The 16,755-nt window shown below is 32.3% G+C and carries 19 protein-coding genes; 9 read left to right on the forward strand and 10 right to left on the reverse strand.

What is annotated here, in order from left to right; all coding sequences use genetic code 11:
• Nucleotides 1-39: 39 nt before the first annotated feature.
• Nucleotides 40-642: an NUDIX hydrolase gene (locus tag T1L09_RS08925; RefSeq protein ID WP_322550611.1), complete on the reverse strand. Its 603-nt coding sequence runs from the start codon at nt 640-642 to the stop codon at nt 40-42.
• Between the two features lie 7 nt (nt 643-649).
• Here T1L09_RS08925 and pyrE point away from each other — a divergent pair, with 7 nt between their 5' ends.
• Together pyrE and T1L09_RS08935 are read left to right on the forward strand one after the other, a co-directional pair.
• Nucleotides 650-1,297: an orotate phosphoribosyltransferase gene (gene pyrE, locus T1L09_RS08930; protein ID WP_322550612.1), complete on the forward strand. Its 648-nt coding sequence runs from the start codon at nt 650-652 to the stop codon at nt 1,295-1,297.
• Nucleotides 1,298-1,370: 73 nt separating this feature from the next.
• Entirely contained in the window at nt 1,371-1,760 is a 390-nt protein-coding gene (locus T1L09_RS08935) for an SRPBCC family protein (protein ID WP_322550613.1), read from the forward strand.
• 146 nt (nt 1,761-1,906) lie between these two features.
• On the opposite strand, the gene T1L09_RS08940 is transcribed toward T1L09_RS08935, so the two are convergent.
• Nucleotides 1,907-3,028, reverse strand: a complete 1,122-nt coding sequence (locus T1L09_RS08940; protein WP_322550614.1) for a cysteine desulfurase family protein — start codon at nt 3,026-3,028, stop codon at nt 1,907-1,909.
• A gap of 123 nt (nt 3,029-3,151) precedes the next feature.
• Here T1L09_RS08940 and T1L09_RS08945 point away from each other — a divergent pair, with 123 nt between their 5' ends.
• Nucleotides 3,152-3,658 (forward strand): hypothetical protein, encoded by a 507-nt coding sequence (locus T1L09_RS08945; protein ID WP_322550615.1) that lies wholly within the window; start codon nt 3,152-3,154, stop codon nt 3,656-3,658.
• Nucleotides 3,659-3,754: 96 nt separating this feature from the next.
• Here the strand turns inward: T1L09_RS08945 and T1L09_RS08950 are convergent, their stop codons facing one another.
• Nucleotides 3,755-4,315: a Smr/MutS family protein gene (locus T1L09_RS08950; protein WP_322550616.1), complete on the reverse strand. Its 561-nt coding sequence runs from the start codon at nt 4,313-4,315 to the stop codon at nt 3,755-3,757.
• A complete protein-coding gene (locus tag T1L09_RS08955; RefSeq protein ID WP_322550617.1) occupies nt 4,299-4,484 on the reverse strand; it encodes a hypothetical protein in 186 nt (61 codons plus the stop codon). The genes T1L09_RS08950 and T1L09_RS08955 overlap by 17 nt, the downstream gene beginning before the upstream one ends.
• A gap of 109 nt (nt 4,485-4,593) precedes the next feature.
• Between T1L09_RS08955 and T1L09_RS08960 the strand changes: the two genes are divergently transcribed.
• From T1L09_RS08960 to T1L09_RS08970, 3 genes are all read left to right on the forward strand, one after another.
• Nucleotides 4,594-4,875 (forward strand): DUF2752 domain-containing protein, encoded by a 282-nt coding sequence (locus tag T1L09_RS08960; protein ID WP_322550618.1) that lies wholly within the window; start codon nt 4,594-4,596, stop codon nt 4,873-4,875.
• An 18-nt stretch (nt 4,876-4,893) separates the two neighbouring features.
• The gene (locus T1L09_RS08965) at nt 4,894-5,220 is read left to right on the forward strand and encodes a CCC motif membrane protein (RefSeq protein ID WP_322550619.1); all 327 of its coding nucleotides are present in this window, start codon (nt 4,894-4,896) and stop codon (nt 5,218-5,220) included.
• Nucleotides 5,221-5,419: 199 nt separating this feature from the next.
• Nucleotides 5,420-6,109 carry a hypothetical protein gene (locus T1L09_RS08970; protein ID WP_322550620.1) on the forward strand — a complete coding sequence of 230 codons (690 nt, stop codon included), beginning with the start codon at nt 5,420-5,422 and terminating at the stop codon, nt 6,107-6,109.
• A 164-nt stretch (nt 6,110-6,273) separates the two neighbouring features.
• Here T1L09_RS08970 and T1L09_RS08975 read toward each other — a convergent pair whose 3' ends face one another.
• The 4 genes from T1L09_RS08975 to T1L09_RS08990 form a co-directional block, all read right to left on the reverse strand.
• Nucleotides 6,274-7,743, reverse strand: coding sequence for a lipopolysaccharide biosynthesis protein (locus tag T1L09_RS08975; protein WP_322550621.1), 1,470 nt, complete (start codon nt 7,741-7,743; stop codon nt 6,274-6,276).
• Nucleotide 7,744: 1 nt separating this feature from the next.
• On the reverse strand, nt 7,745-9,043 hold the full coding sequence (locus tag T1L09_RS08980; protein WP_322550622.1) for a glycosyltransferase family 4 protein: 1,299 nt from the start codon (nt 9,041-9,043) through the stop codon (nt 7,745-7,747).
• Between the two features lie 9 nt (nt 9,044-9,052).
• Nucleotides 9,053-11,485 carry a YfhO family protein gene (locus T1L09_RS08985; protein ID WP_322550623.1) on the reverse strand — a complete coding sequence of 811 codons (2,433 nt, stop codon included), beginning with the start codon at nt 11,483-11,485 and terminating at the stop codon, nt 9,053-9,055.
• 85 nt (nt 11,486-11,570) lie between these two features.
• Entirely contained in the window at nt 11,571-11,822 is a 252-nt protein-coding gene (locus tag T1L09_RS08990) for a DUF4834 domain-containing protein (protein WP_322550624.1), read from the reverse strand.
• A 106-nt stretch (nt 11,823-11,928) separates the two neighbouring features.
• On the opposite strand from T1L09_RS08990, the gene T1L09_RS08995 reads away from it, so the two are divergent.
• Complete coding sequence (locus T1L09_RS08995; protein ID WP_322550625.1) at nt 11,929-12,897, forward strand: transporter; 969 nt, start codon at nt 11,929-11,931, stop codon at nt 12,895-12,897.
• Nucleotide 12,898: 1 nt separating this feature from the next.
• Entirely contained in the window at nt 12,899-14,017 is a 1,119-nt protein-coding gene (locus T1L09_RS09000; protein ID WP_322550626.1) for a GTP cyclohydrolase, read from the forward strand.
• Between the two features lie 55 nt (nt 14,018-14,072).
• On the opposite strand, the gene capB is transcribed toward T1L09_RS09000, so the two are convergent.
• Nucleotides 14,073-15,332 (reverse strand): cysteate-C-fatty acyltransferase, encoded by a 1,260-nt coding sequence (gene capB, locus T1L09_RS09005; RefSeq protein WP_322550627.1) that lies wholly within the window; start codon nt 15,330-15,332, stop codon nt 14,073-14,075.
• Between the two features lie 249 nt (nt 15,333-15,581).
• Here capB and T1L09_RS09010 point away from each other — a divergent pair, with 249 nt between their 5' ends.
• The gene (locus T1L09_RS09010) at nt 15,582-16,163 is read left to right on the forward strand and encodes a non-canonical purine NTP diphosphatase (RefSeq protein WP_322550628.1); all 582 of its coding nucleotides are present in this window, start codon (nt 15,582-15,584) and stop codon (nt 16,161-16,163) included.
• Here T1L09_RS09010 and T1L09_RS09015 read toward each other — a convergent pair.
• Complete coding sequence (locus tag T1L09_RS09015) at nt 16,135-16,746, reverse strand: trimeric intracellular cation channel family protein (protein WP_322550629.1); 612 nt, start codon at nt 16,744-16,746, stop codon at nt 16,135-16,137. The two genes, T1L09_RS09010 and T1L09_RS09015, sit on opposite strands and share 29 nt — an antisense overlap.
• Between the last annotated feature and the right edge of the window lie 9 nt (nt 16,747-16,755).

The raw sequence follows: 16,755 nt of genomic DNA on the forward strand, positions 1-16,755 counted from the left end.
TAAAGTCATTAAACCAATTTCATAAAAAAGTGTTAAATACTAATCCAAAGATGTTTTATTTTCAAACAATAATTTAATATTTTCATACGAATTTTCTAAATGTGCTGCAATATCATTTGGGTGCACCCATGCAACTTTGTCAATCCCTTCATCAGCTTGTCCTTCGGGAGTTCCTTCAAAAGTGGTTTGCATTTCAAACCATTGAGTGATTTTTAATTTATACCGATCATTTCGCTTAAAGATATGATAAGTTTTTTGTAATTTATCAGTAATTACTAAATTATTAACACCGGTTTCTTCTTCTACTTCTCGCATGGAAGTTTCTTCAATAGTTTCATTTTTCTCCATGCCACCTTTTGGTAAATCCCATTTTCCATTTCTGAAAATAAACAGCACGTCGCCGTCTTTGTTATAAACCAAACCACCACCCGCTTTTTCAATAGGTAGCTTTGCACGAAGCATTTTCATAATTAGTTTTTCATCTGGATGATACAGCAAGGCCTTCTGTATTTTATTTTGAAAAAACTTTACGATCAATTTCTCAATATCTACACTTTCTAACAGAAAAAGTTTGAAGTCCGTTTCCTTCTGAACTTCATTTGTTAAAAAAAGTGGCTTATCGTTGACAAAAACTTTATACATTTGCACTATGATTTTTAATAACAACACCGCACAACAAACAGCCGAATTGCTTTTACAAATAAACGCAATTAAATTAAATTCTAAAAATCCTTTTACGTGGGCTTCAGGCTGGAAGTCACCTATTTATTGTGATAACCGCATAATACTCTCATTTCCAGCGGTTAGAAATTATATTCGAGATGAATTCACAAAGCTTATCGAAGAAAAATTTGGTAAACCTGATGTAATTGCAGGCGTAGCAACGGGTGCAATAGGTATTGGTATACTTGTCGCAGAAGCTATGGGACTGCCTTTTGTTTATGTTAGACCCGAGCCAAAAAAGCACGGAAGACAAAATCAAGTGGAAGGTTTTATGCATAAAGGTCAGAATGTAGTAGTAGTTGAAGATTTAATTTCAACAGGAGGAAGTAGTTTATTAGCCGTAGAAGCTTTGCGTAATGAAGGTGCCAATGTTAAAGGTATGGCAGCTATTTTCACGTATGGTTTCGCGGTGTCTAAAGAACGCTTTGAAGCAGCGAATATCGATGTGATCACTTTGAGTAATTATGAAAATTTATTACAAAAAGCGGTGGACAAACGTTATGTTTCAGAAGATGAATTAGAAACATTGAGCGCTTGGAACTCGAATCCTGCTGAATGGAATCCAGAAGTATAAATTTATATTTAAATGTTTAAAGTTGGAAGTACGACTTCGCTTTTAAACTTATAATCTTTTAAACAAAAAAAAAATGAACTTAGAAAGTCCAAAAGTAAACGTAGCAAAATCAGCTGAATATATTTTCAATGAATTGTGTGATGTTAAGAATTTTGAAAAATTAATGCCCGAGAATATCGCGAAGTTTGAAGTAATTGATGAAAATTGTTTCGAATTCGGATTAAAAGGAATGCCCGAAATTAAATTGGTGAAAAAAGAAGCAATTCCAAATTCTAAAATTGTTTTAGGAGCAGCTTCCAGCAAATTGCCTTTTACTTTAACAGCTAACATTACAGAAGTAAATGACACAACTGATGTGCAATTGCTTTTTGATGGCGATTTCAATCCAATGATGGCAATGATGATTAAAGGGCCAATCACAAAATTTATTGAGACGTTAGCTCAAAATATGGGGAAATTATAATTCTCTAAATTGATTTATAAAAAAACACGAATTTATGGATTCGTGTTTTTTTTTGTTTTATGTCATTCTGAATTCAGTTCAGAATCTAAACTTATAATTCGAGATGCTGAAAACGAGCTCACCAAAATAAATTTAACGCCTTTTTTTTAAACCGTCTTCAAAGCTTCAAACAAAAAGTCAATATCTTCTTTCGTGTTGAAATGACTAAATGAAATTCGAAGGCTTGGTTTTTTACTTTCTTCTTCTGATAAAAATTCGGCTAAAACGTGTGATGGTTTTATGCTTCCACTTTGGCAAGCACTTCCTCTTGAAACAGCAATACCTTTCATATCCAATGTAAATAACAACATTGCTGTTTTTTCGTCCGACAAGGGCAATTGCACATTTATCAAATTATAAAATGTTTCGGTTCCGTTAATTTTAAGATTTGGAAAAATGATTTCTAATCCAGACAAGCAATAGTTTTTCAAATCGGAAATGTACGCGACATCTTCTTCTAAATTCGCATAAGCCAATTCCATTGCTTTTGCCATTCCCACCACTTGATGAACGGCTTCGGTTCCGGCACGCATTCCTTTTTCTTGCTCGCCGCCGAATAACATCGGTTGTAACATTGAATTTTTCTTTAAGTAAGCAAATCCAACACCTTTTGGTCCATGAAATTTATGAGCAGTTGCCACTAAAAAATCAATTCCTAATTCTTGCACGTCGATTTTCATTTTCGCTACAGATTGAACCGTATCGCAATGAAAAAGTGCTTTGGCATACTTACACAAGTCGCTAACGCGTTTCACGTCTAAAACCGTCCCTATTTCGTTATTAACGTGTATTAATGATACCAATGTAAACTCATCCGACAATAACTTAGCGGCTAAATCTTGATAATCGATTTGTCCAGATGGTAAAATGGCAATATACTCGACTTTGATTCCAAACTCGGATGCTAAATGTTCAATGGTATGTAATGTTGCGTGATGTTCGATTTTCGAGGTAAGAATACGTTTTACACTTAAATCTTTTACAGCACTTCTTAAAATCCAGTTGGTAGCTTCTGTAGCACTTGACGTGAAAATCAATTCCGACGCTTGAGCATTTATTATTTTAGCAATAGATTTTCGCGAAGACTCTAACAAGGTTTTGGCACTTCTACCAAAACTGTGTGTTGAAGAAGGATTTCCAAAATCATTTTGAAGAACGTCTAACATCACAGCAATTACTTCCGGATGAATAAGCGTTGTTGCGGCACTGTCTAAATATACTTTTTTCATGATGCAAAGATACAAAAGCAATAATTGACTAAATAAAAAATATAGCTCAATTTTAAAATCGCAACGTTATAGTAAATAAATAGATTAAATCATTTATTTTTGTTCTTTTAAATAAAATTTGAGATGAAAAAAATAATTGTTTTATTGGCTTCGGTATTTATGTTGCAAGCTTGCGATGATGGAGATATTACTTTAGAGTCATTTAATTTTGATACGGTAACGGTTCAAAATTGTACAACCAACAATTTGGTTTACAAAATTAATCGCAATGAACTATTATTGATTAGTATTCCAGAAACAAATTTTCCTAACGAGGTCACTGTTGTTGGAAGTCCAAGAATTGTAAACGTAAATGCAGAAAATCGAATTGTTTATCGGTTGTATTCTGATAACGTAACTTCGACAACAATTTGTTCTGTTTTGCCTCCGGCTGCACCGGTAGTTCAAAAAGAATGGAATGCAACAGGAGGCACAATTGAAATTATCACCAATGCAATTTATGCAGCAGATGGAATTACAATTACAAGTTATACACATAACATTAAATTCAAGAATGTGAATTTTTCAAACCCTGATAATTCATTCAGTTTTACGGAATATATTTTTGGAAATTATGTGACCACTTTGTAGAAAAAAGACGATAGCAAAAAAAGGGCCGTTCTATTTTGAACGGCCCTTTTTTTATTTCATAAAATAAAAAATGTGACTAAAATTATCGCTAAAAAATCATTTTTGATTTTGCTTAAAATACACTTCGGTTGCACCCAAACCATATTTTTGATAGTTGGCATCTTGGAACGAAATGTTGTCATAACGCCCTAATAAAAAATCTAATTCTGCCTTCAAAACCCCTTCGCCAACGCCGTGAATAAATACAAGTTTCGGCATCCTATTTCTAACGGCAAAATCCATTTGTCTTTTGGCTGTATCCATCTGTAAATTCAAAATATCGTAATTGCTCATACCGCGTTTTGATGGTACTAATTTTTCGATATGCAAATCGACTTCTAATACAAATTCCTCCTTTCGAGATTTCTTTTCTTTTGCAAAGTTATACTTTTTTGGCGCTTCTTTATCTTTCAAAACAGAACTTAAACTTTGAGTAGAGAAAAAACCACTTAACTCACTAGTATTATTTATTTTAACCAATTCGTTGACAAAAAATGTCATCGTGAATCCATCGGTTGTTTCTATCGAAATATCATCCTTATTTATCTTAATTACTGTTCCTGAAATTGCATCATCTAAAACGGCAACTTTATCTCCTATTTCAAATTTCTGTATCATTATCTTCTTCTTTTTTAGTGGGTACTTTCTTCATAATTTGGAATAAACCATACATAAAAACTGCCAATGCTCCTATCATAATAAATTGATTTGGAACTTCTTTTGACTGCTCAATTAAGGATAAAATTCCGACTGCTGCAAACAGCAAAACGTATAAAAATTGCTTCATAATTTACTACTTATTTTATGCATTCAAAAGTAGTCTTTTTAAATTTAGTATTCGATTCTAATCTTTTTTTTGTAAACTTGCATAGTAATCAGATAGTGAAAAAAAACAGATGGAAGAACATATGTTGCCTTGTATGAATAAGCAACTTTTTGGAATTGATTGTCCAGGTTGTGGCACCCAAAGAGCTATTGCTTTTTTATTGGAAGGAGACTTTTTAGAAGCTTTTAAAATCTTCCCTGCCATCTATACTTTAGCTTTATTTTTTATCTTTTTATTAATTCATTTAACAGACAAAAAGAGAAATTACACCAAAATAGTTATTGCAATTGCGATACTAAATGGCGTTGTGATTTTAGTTTCTTATGCTCTCAAAATGTATCCAACCTCGTAATCAATTAACTTTATATTTATGGAAAATCAGAAATTACCCAATGCCACAATCGTACTCGTTTTAGGAATTTTATCCGTTCTTACCATTTGTTGCTATGGAATTTTTAGTGTTATTTTAGGTGCAATCGGATTAGTTTTAGCTAATAAAGACGCAAAACTTTATGCTATGAACCCAACACTTTATACAAATTACAGTAATCTAAAAATAGGAAAAGTGTTAAACATTATTGGACTTGTATTAGGTGCTGTTTTTCTAATCGCTATAATTGCAATGGTTGTTTCTCTAGGAGAAGAAGGCTTAATGCAAATGCAACAAGAATTACTTCGTAGACAGGGATTACAATAATCCTCTTTATATAAAATAAATTAAAAAGAACGCTATCAACAAGTTAGCGTTCTTTTTTTGTTTCATAACAACTCATTAACAAGTTATTCACAATGCTTTTTTTGAGTTTGGCACAGCTATTGGAAATACCTTTTCAAGCAACCGTTTTAGAAACGAATTTTAAAATGAAGTTGTTTATTAATCTCTAATAATTTGTATTATGAAAAAAATTACACTTTTAGTAGTAGCCAGCTTCATACTGGTAGGAAGTATGGCTTATGCGTCAGGAAATCCTGTTTTTTCTGACAAAACAAACAACAGAGGCTATTCTATCGATTATCGCGATGCGGAGCCAATTATTTTTAATGAGCGTGGAATTGAGTTTATGTTATTCCCGAATGGCGAATTTGACTTTAACACAAGACCAACTATACAACCAAGAACAAATGGAACTTATGGAGCGCCAAGATCTGGAGTTTATTATGGAACATCTGAAAGAGGTGTAAAAGTAGAACACGATAACTCTGGTAGAGTAAGAAGAATTGGAAATGTATACATCAATTATGATGCTAATGGAAGAGTAAAACGTGTTGGAACTGTTTATATGAGCTACAATAGCTTCGCCTTAACTAAAGTAGGAAATATGAGAATTACATACGACCGAAGAGGAAGAATTATCAATATTTCAGGCTATGTGAATGCTTCAAACAGCGGAAACTACAATCCTGGTGGAGGTCATTATTCTGGAGGAAATGGAAACAACGGCTACGGAAACAACGGTTATGATAATGGTTATGACGATGAAGACGAAGATTTCTACTACTACAGAAAAGATGGCACAAAAGCCAAAATGGAGGCTGATGATGTAAAAGAAATCAAAAGAGAAACAGTAGAAATTAAAAGAAAATAAATAGTTTGATTGGTTAGTTAAGTTTGTTAATAGATTAGTTTGTTAATTAAATCCTGTGGAATCTGAGAAGATGAAGCAGGATTTTTTATTTAATAACAATTTTAGCACTCAATTATATGCCAAATACAGCATTTTATCATTACTATATTTACTTGTCATTGCTATTACTTCACTCCTATTTTCTTAAAAAAAGTATTAATTACATAGTTAATATCCGATGATATTTTGAAATAATAAGATAATCCCACATAAAAAAAACTCACTAAACCAGACTTCAACACAATGTTGATAATGGGATGAAAAGTAAATTCCCAATAGTAAAACAAGCCAAAACTAACTACTGTAATCGCTAAAGCTACTAGTGTTTTTGAGGTAAATGGATATAATTTCATTTTTAAAACCACAAATAATAACTTGGCAATACTATACAAAGAAATTGAAATTAAAGTCGCCATTGCTGCTCCATTTAAGCCAAAGTTCGGAATAAAGTACATATTTAAGGTAATTACAAGGATTACCAACAACAATCCCAACAGTAAAACAGCTCGATAATATTTCGAATTAAAGATAATTGCATTGTTATTTCCCAATATTAAGTCGAAATATTTAGACAATCCAATCGTAAAAACCACGAATAAACCTTGACTATATTCTGCTGGTAAAAGCAAATAAAGTTGCTTAATATTGACTAAAATTCCGATTAAAATTAGTCCTCCAACAACTTGTAATGTTATAGAAGATTTCTTATATAAAGCGTTTAATTCATCCCATTTACCATCACTCATTAGCTTTGCAGTGATAGGATAAGTAATTTGATGCATCGCTCTACTCGGTACTGAAATTACCATCGCAATGAAAATAGCGACCGAATAAAAAGCAATATTATCAATATTCATATAGTGTTTAATCATATATTTATCAATATCTAGCAACATATTTGCAATACTTGCCGATAAAATAATGAAGACGGTATAGGTTAAAATTGCTTTACTCGACTTAGGTGTTTTAAAATGCATCCTAATTTTTCGAACTTTATTCGCGTAAAAAAGGATTAATAAAAGTGCAATTCCGTAAACCAATACCAACGAATAAATAAAATCAGAAGGTGTTATATATTTGAAATAAACGCCAAAAAGTAAGAAGGAAACTAAAATTCTGACGAAAATTTCTTTAACAAAACTACCAAAAACAGACTTCATATGGGCTCGCAACCAAGCGTAAAAAATCTCAAAATAGCCCATAAAAATCGCAATAATTGGAATTACCCAAACAAAAGGATAGACCACGCTATTTTTTTGAGATTCATAAACAGCAATTATATCGTAATTAAAGTAAAATAATCCTAAGATCGGAACGATAAAAAACAGTGGAACAAGCAGCATAAACGTAATATAACTATTCAACTCTCGCTCTGATTTGTTATTTTCATCGAAGAATTTAATCAATGTATTCTGAATTCCAAAAGACATAATTGGATACAAAACATTCGCCGTAGCCAAGACATAGCCCGTAATTCCGAAGTAATCTTTTCCTAGAAAATAGGGATACATATATAAGGTATTCAAAGCACCAATTCCGAAACCCAAAAAGGTAATGATGGTGTTTCTAATGGATTGTTTGATGACGATTCCCATTTTATACGTATGAATTTAGAAGTTTAGCTAACTTTTCGGTTAACGATTTTCGGCTATATTGCTGCAATCCTACGGGATAAACTTTCAAATTATTTTGCTGATATTGCTCGAAACAAGTAAGAATTTGTGCTTTTAAAGCTTCTAATTCATCATATTTAAAGAACGTTCCTGAATTGGTTTCCTTAATAATCTGTGCAAAATCAGCATTTTCCGGTCCGATTGCGATTATTGGTCGATCTGAAACCATATATTCGAATAGTTTTCCAGGAATAATACATTGCGTTTCATCTGAATCAATTTCGATTAACAATAAAACTTGCGAACTTCTTTGTTCTGAAATCGCTTCATTATGCGGCAAATACCCCAAATGATTGACGTATTTCTCTAATTTAAATTCTTTTAACGCCTGAAGCACCTCTATACTAACTGCTCCAATTAGTTTCAGTTGAAAATTCTTCTTGAATTCGGAATTTTCTTTGATGAGTTCGGTGAACGCTTTCCATAATATTCGAGGGTTTCGAGCTGATAAAAAAGAACCAATATGAGCTACAGTAAAATTTTCGTCCAATGGTTTTTTAATGACTTTTTCAACATCATAACCATTAGGAATCACTGTAATTGGTTTCGAAGTAATCGCTTCAAACTCCTTTTTTGTGGTTGGAGAAGTCACGATTAAACCATCGCAAGTCGTCATTACTTCCTTCTCTAAATATTTATGTTTGTTAGCAGAAGAAACACTTAATTTCAATTGTTTATGATAGCCAATTGTGGTCCAAGGATCACGAAAATCGGCCAACCAAGTAATCTTCAATTCTTTCTTCAAACCCAAACCAATTAAGTGCAAACTATGAGGCGGACCTGTTGTAATTATTGTATCAATTTGATTTTCTTCAATATATTTTTTCAGGAATTTAACAGAAGGTTTCACCCAAAAAACGCGTGCATCTGGAATAAAAGCATTTCCTCGAACCCAAAGCATCGTTTTTTCAACAAAGGATTGTTTTCTAGGATTAGGAATAATTCCCGAGCTGATTTTTTTTGATTTATTTTTCGAAAAAACTGCGGCCAATCCGTAAGGTTCAAAAATTGGACGTTTTATAATAATTGCATCCGTAGTAACCTCATCCAGTAAATTTTCATCTATTAATGGATAAGTTGGATTCTCAGGAATATAAACGTGTGGTTCAAAACCAAAATCTGGTAAATATTTCACAAATTTCAGCCATCGTTGTACTCCTGGTCCGCCTGCTGGTGGCCAATAGTACGAAATGATCAAAACTTTTTTGCGATTATTTTCCAAAATATTATCCTAACTATTTATACTTTTTTTCTCTTTTTTCGTTTCAAAATAAACCCCTGCTCCTATTAATAAAAGCATTGCTATCGAACTCATTAAGGCAATCGAACTTCCGGTTTTTACCACTTGAGGTTCAAATTTGAATTCAATCGTATGTTTTCCTGCTGGAATTTCTAATCCTCTTAAAACGTAATTTACATTATAAATTGGCATTTCTTTTCCATCAATAGTAGCAATCCAGCCGTTTTTATAATACATTTCTGAAAAAACTCCAAAACCTGCATTTGCATTATTTGAAACATATTTTAAATGGTTTGGCTGATATTCCAATAAATTAATCATTGCTGTTGAATCTTTTGAAATAGTGGTAGCTCCTTTATAATCATTTACCAAAGAATTAAGTACAACCTCATTTTTCGTATCTAGACTATCCAATGCTTTCATTTCTTCATCGGCTGATTTCACAAATTTCACTTTTTCAACAAACCAAGCATTTCCGTTAGCTGCAGGATTCGCTAAAGGTATTTTTTCACCTTTTTCATCCGATTGAATTACGTATTTCACATTCAACATATTCAAAACGCGTACGTTATTTTTTGTGATTTGATAATCAAATAGTTGTTGTATACGTCTTGGTTTTGCAGCGTGATAACCTCCAATTGATTGATGAAAATATGAAGTTCTAGCACTATTTAAACCAGCTTCCACTTCAAAAACTCTGAAATGAGTTGTATCTGATAAAATCATTTCATCGGCTTCAGTCGCTTGAAAAGGAATATCTACTTGGCTTGCACTTTTAAATTGGTCTGGATTGTTGTTCACATAACGTTTATCGACCATAAATAAATCGAAAACCATTAAAAGTCCAACGATTATAATCGTCGTTGTTTCTTTCATCTTGTTTTTTACGAACAAGTATAAAACCGCAAAAGCTAAGGCAACAAACAACATCGAACGCAATACATCTGAAGTATAAAGTGCTTCTCGGTCTAATTTTAAAGTACGAATAAACTCAGGACCATACGCTTGTGCATACATAGAATCGTTTGCTGAAGAAAAATTAAACAATCCTTTTATCAAAAATAATCCGATTAAAAGTCCAAAAGTAATTGCTCCAGATTTCCAAAGAGCGTTCCATTTTTGCTTGTCGTCTTGTTTGAAAAATTGGTATAATCCAATAATCGCTAGAGCAGGAACGCATAATTCTAACAAAACCTGAATCGAAGAAACAGCTCTAAATTTATTATAAAAAGGAACATAATTGATGAAGAAATCAGTAATAATACTGAAGTTTTTACCCCAAGACAATACTAATGAAAAAATAGCTCCTGCAAGAAATAAATATTTAATGCTTCTTTTTTCTACAAAAAATGCCATTACGAATAAGAAGAAAACCACTACTCCAATATAAGCCGGAGCAGCTACAATCGGCTGATTTCCCCAATAAGCCGGAGCGTGTTCGACAAAACCTTTCACTTGATCAGCCGGATAACCTTGTGCTACAAAATTTTGAAAAGTTTCCGATTCAACACCTAAATTCTCGTTATTTGACCCTCCAAAAAGTCCTGGTGCAATTAAATTTAAACTTTCTGCAATTCCGTAACTATATTCGGTAATATAATCGTAAGACATTGCGTTGCTATCCGTTTTAGGTGTGCCATCAGGATTAACCGTTAATTCGCTTTTGTCACGGGTAGAAAATTTAGCATACTCTGATGTGGCCATTAAATTCGTAGCATTTGCTCCAATAGCTAAAATTCCAGCAATTAAAAATACTCCAATAATTTTTCCAAATTCTTTGTATTCTTTATTTTTTACGATCGTTATAGTATAATAAATTGCAATAATGGCTAATAACAACAATAAATAATAAGTCATTTGAAAGTGATTCGTGTTGATTTCTAGTCCAGCAGCGACCATTGTTAACAAACCTCCTAGGATATATTTTCTTTGAAAAACCAATAAAACACCAGCTATTACCATCGGCATATAAGCTATTGCGTGGGCTTTTGCATTATGACCCACACCCAAAATAATAATCAAATAGGTAGATAATCCGAAGGCTAAAGCTCCGAAAAATGCCTTCAATGGATCAATTTTTAATACGATTAGTAAAATATAAAACCCTAAGAAATATAAAAACAAATAATCAGCAGGTCGTGGCAAAAAACGCAATGCATCATCTAACATTCCTATGCTATCATTAGGATATTTTGCTCCTAATTGATACGTTGGCATTCCTCCGAAAGCACTATTTGTCCAAAACGGTTCTTGTTTCGTTTCTTTTCTAAAATCGTTTTGCTCTTTTGCCATTCCCGTATATTGCACAATATCCGATTGGTAAATTTTATCTCCTTGTAAAACAGGATAAAAATAGACAAGTGAAACTATAATAAATCCGACAAGAACTAATAGATGAGGAATTATTGCTTTAATTTTTTTCATAGATGGTTTGTAATATAATAAGGTGCTAAAATAACTAAAAAAAGGATATCGTTAAAATATCCTTTACTGTATCCGAAAAATAAAATTATTTTACTTCTTCATAGTCAATATACTCCCCTACTTTCTTTTTTTCTTTAGGCATTTCCTTAGTGGTAGTAGTATTGCTTTGTTGATTTTGTTGTTGTTTGAATTGGTCTTGCATTTTTTCTTGCATCTTGTTTACTGCTTTTTGCATAATGATAGGTGCAAAAATTCGCAAAGCAAACTTAAATAAGTAATAAACCAAAACTATAATTCCTAAGGTTCTTAAAAAACCCGAAAAAGAAGCCATTTCCATTTATGTAAATTTTAAAAATCAAAAATACAGCTATTCCATGGAAAACTTCAAATTTGTATCTTAAAATTATTATAAAATAACTATTTTTGAGGATAAATCTTTAGTTATGAAAGTACACTCACCATTATTACTATTAATTTTTATAGTATGCTGTCAAAATTCATTTGGTCAATTTACCGATGATGTTAACTCTAATCGTCCTGGTCGTTCCATGATGGCTTTCTCGGTCGGAAAAACCGTGATGCAAACTGAAACTGGTGTGCATTACGTGAGTGAAGATCACAATACACTTGATTATAAAGCAAGTGGTGTTATGGCGGAATTCGACTTCCGCTGGGGATTATTTTTTGAACAATTAGAATTAATTGCAGAACTTCAATACCAAAACGACAGTTATTCTTCTGATTTAATAGACAAAAATAGAAGTGCTTTAAAGAAAACATTATTAGGAGCAAAATATTTGGTTTATGATCCATTTAAAAATTATGAAGAAAAACCAAATTTATACAGTTGGAAAGCCAACCACAGCTTCAAATGGAGACAATTAATTCCGGCTGTAGGTGTTTATGCAGGAGTTAATTTGAACTTTTCAGACAATCCTTTTAATTATGCTCCTGTTGGCATTGAAGAATCTGCTATTAGTCCAAAAGCGATGCTTATTGCTCAAAATCACTTTGGAAGTCGTTGGGTTTTAGTAACAAATTTATCATATAACAAAATAGGAACTGACTTTGCAAGCATTGACTATATTATTACATTAACACGAGGGTTTAATAAACAATGGTCTGGTTTTATTGAAAATCAAGGTTATAATAGTGATTTTTATTCAGATGGCTTATTTAGACTCGGCGCAGCTTATTTGTTCAATAAAGACATGCAAATTGACGCTTCTGTCGGAAAAAATATTAAAAACACGCCGAGCATAATGACCGCTGGCGTTGGTTTTTCGTGGCGCTTTACCAAAAATTACAAAGAAGTTAAAATTGAAATAGATAAAGGTAGCAAGATGGACAAAAAAGTAAAGAAGAAAGCAGAAAAAGAAGAAAAAAAACGTAAAGACGCAGTAGGAGAATAAAATGATAACAATAAAAGAAGCACTTACCAAAAAGGAGATGAAAGAATTCGTTATGTTTTCTTTCGAACTATACAAAGACAATCCTAACTGGATTCCACCCATAATTGCTGACGAATTAGAAACGTTTGACAAAACTAAAAATCCTGCACTTCAAACTGCAGAGGCACATTTTTATTTGGCTTACAAAAACAATAAGATTGTGGGAAAATTAGCAGCAATAATCAATTGGGAAGAAGTAAATCTATTAAAAAAGAAAAAAGTTCGTTTTGGTTGGTTTGATGTAGTAGACGATATTGAAGTGACGAAAGCGCTCTTGCAAAAGGTCGAAGAATTAGGAAAAAAACACGCTATGGATCATATGGAAGGTCCAATGGGTTTTTCAAATCTAGACAAAGTAGGAATTCTTAGTGAAGGTTTTGATCAAATGGGAAATATGATTACTTGGTATTCTTTACCTTATTATATTACCCATTTTGAAAAATTAGGTTTAACGATTGAAAAGGAATACCAAGAAAGTGATTTTTCTTTTCATAATATCAATCCAGAACCATTTCAAAAGGCTAGTAAGTTAATTCAAAAACGATACGAATTAAAATCTTTGAACTTTACTAAGACCAAAGATATTATGCCTTATGTGGATAAAATGTTTGATTTATTCAATGAATCTTATGCTAATTTGCAATCTTTTGTTCCAATTAATACTGTTCAAAAAGCTTATTTTAAAAAGAAGTATATTAGTTTTATAAATCCAGAATATATTAAATTTGTGATGGACAAAAATGATAATATGATTGCTTTTGCAATTGTAATGCCCGGTTTTGCAAGCGCCATGAAAAAAGCAAATGGAAAATTATTCCCTTTTGGATTTTACCACCTACTGAAAGCTAGAAAACATTCGAAAGAAATTGTTTTTTATCTAATTGGAATTACACCGGAATATCAAAGTAAAGGAGTTACTGCAATTATTTTTGATGAATATTACAAAATTTCTCTTGAAAAACGAATTGATCTTTGCATAAGAACACCAGAATTAGAAGAAAATCACGCAATCCATAATTTATGGAAAAACTTCAACTCTAAGATAACGAAAAGAAGACGAACATATAAAAAAGAGCTATAAAAAAGGGATTCCTATTTGGAATCCCTTTTTTGTATTAATATGTAGTATTTAATGTTTAGTCTACATTTTGAACTGTAGATTCTGCAATTTTAGCGTATGTTCCGTTTACTAATTTCTCACGAATTGCTTCAAAAGCTTCTAAAGTTTGATCAATATCTTCAAAAGTATGTGATGAAGTAGGAATTACACGCAACAAAATCATACCTTTTGGAATAACTGGATAAATTACGATTGACAAGAAAATTCCATAATTCTCTCTTAAATCATTAACCATAATCATTGCTTCAGGGACACTTCCTTCAAGATAAACAGGAGTTACGCAAGTATTTGTGTCTCCAATATTAAATCCTTTTGCTCTTAATCCGCTTTGCAATTTATTTACATTTTCCCAAAGTTTATCTTTCAATTCAGGATGATTACGCAATAATTCTAATCGTTTTAAAGCACCAATCGTTTGAATCATTGGTAACGACTTTGCAAACATTTGCGAACGTAAATTATATTTTAAATAATCAATAATCTCTTTATCAGCAGCTAAAAAAGCACCAATACTAGCCATAGATTTAGCGAATGTTGAAAAATAAACATCAATTCCATCTTGGCAATCTTGCTCTTCACCTGCCCCAGCACCCGTTTTTCCTAAAGTACCAAAACCATGGGCATCATCAACCAACAAACGGAAATTATATTTTTCCTTCATTGCAATAATTTCTTTCAACTTACCTTGCTGTCCACGCATTCCAAAAACACCTTCAGTGATGAAAAGGATTCCTCCACCTGTTTCCGTAGCCATTTTAGTAGCACGTTGCAGGTTTTTTTCCATACTTTCTAAATCATTGTGTTTGTAGGTAAAACGTTTACCCATATGCAAACGCACACCATCTATAATACACGCGTGAGCATCAACATCATAAACAATAATATCATTTTTAGTAACCAAAGCATCAATGCATGACATAATACCTTGATAACCAAAATTTAACAAATACGCTGATTCTTTTTTTACAAAAGCAGCCAATTCATTTTCCAATTGTTCGTGCATATCAGTATGACCACTCATCATACGTGCACCCATTGGATATGCCGCACCATATTGAGCCGCAGCATCAGCATCAGCTTTTCTAACTTCAGGATGATTTGCTAATCCTAAATAATCGTTCAAACTCCAATTTAATATATCTTTCCCTTGGAATTTCATTCTTGGTCCTAATTCGCCTTCTAACTTAGGAAATACGAAATATCCTTCTGCTTGTGAAGCCCATTTTCCTAAAGGACCTTTATTGTTTTGAATTCTTTCGAATAAATCTTTTACCATAATACATAGGTGTTTTTAAACGCTACAAAAGTAAGAAGAAAAAAGGTTTTTTAATAATTTATTTGGCAAGAAAAGATATGTTTTAAAATAATTAGAAATTTATTATTGTTTATCCGATTAATGGCCTTACATTTGCACCGAACGACACAGAAATGTGGTTACACGTTCATCACGAAAGTCGATCGCTCCAGATCGGCTTTTGTACTTTATAGCTGATTCTGTTTTTTTTCTCTCTAATATTATCATCTTATGAAATTAGTCTTCGCATCCAACAATAAAAATAAAATCAAAGAAATTCAATTATTGGTTCCAGCTTTTATCGAAATAGTAAGTTTGGAAGACATTGGATGTACAGAAGATATTCCGGAAACCGCTGATACAATTGAAGGAAATGCTATTTTGAAAGCCAATTATGTAACAGAGAAATATGGTTTGAACTGTTTCGCAGATGATACCGGATTAGAAGTTGAAGCATTAAATGGGGCTCCAGGAGTTTACTCAGCACGATATGCGGGTGAACCCAAAGATGACAATAATAATATGAATGAATTATTATTTCAATTAGAAAAGGAAACGAACAGAAATGCTAATTTTAAAACTGTAATTGCACTTAACCTTAACGGGAAGCAAGAACTTTTTGTAGGGATGATATTCGGGAAAATTACTCGAGAAAAAGTGGGGACAAACGGTTTTGGCTATGATCCAATTTTTATGGCTGAAGGGTATGAAAAAACTTTTGCGGAATTGGATATGGAAGAAAAATCAAACATTAGTCACCGAGGAATTGCTGTAAAACAATTGATTACTTTCTTACAAAAAGAGTCCCACTAGGTAAACTCCAATTGTATTTAAAGGAAATCAGACGAAATCCGATAATAAAAATCGTTACTACTAAAGAGATAAAATTTTGTTCAAAATTTAATTCTTTTAATATGAAATAAAGCATTCCTCCTGCGATACATAGTGTAGCATAAATTTCTTTTCGAAATAAAACCGGAATTTCATTACACAAGATATCACGTATAACTCCTCCAAAAGTTGCTGTTAGCGTTCCTAATATTACACATATTAAAGGACTCAAGCCATATTCGATTCCTTTTTCCAAACCAATTAAGGTAAAAACTCCCAATCCGATGCTGTCAAAAAGAAACATTGAAATGCGCAATTTGTCTAAATAACGATTAAATACAATCGAAAGCAAAAAACCAAAAGTAATTATGTAGACATAATTCATATCTTGCATCCATCCAACTGGTGTTCTTCCGATCATTACATCTCGCACAGTTCCTCCACCCAACGCAGTTACAAAGGCAATACAATAAACACCAAACAAGTCTAGCTTCTTATAAATAGCAGTTAATGCTCCAGAAATGGCAAACACCAAGGTTCCAATACTGTCTAAAAATTCAAACATTGTTTTTTT

The sequence above is a fragment of the Flavobacterium psychraquaticum genome (assembly GCF_034497725.1).
GTDB lineage: Bacteria > Bacteroidota > Bacteroidia > Flavobacteriales > Flavobacteriaceae > Flavobacterium > Flavobacterium psychraquaticum.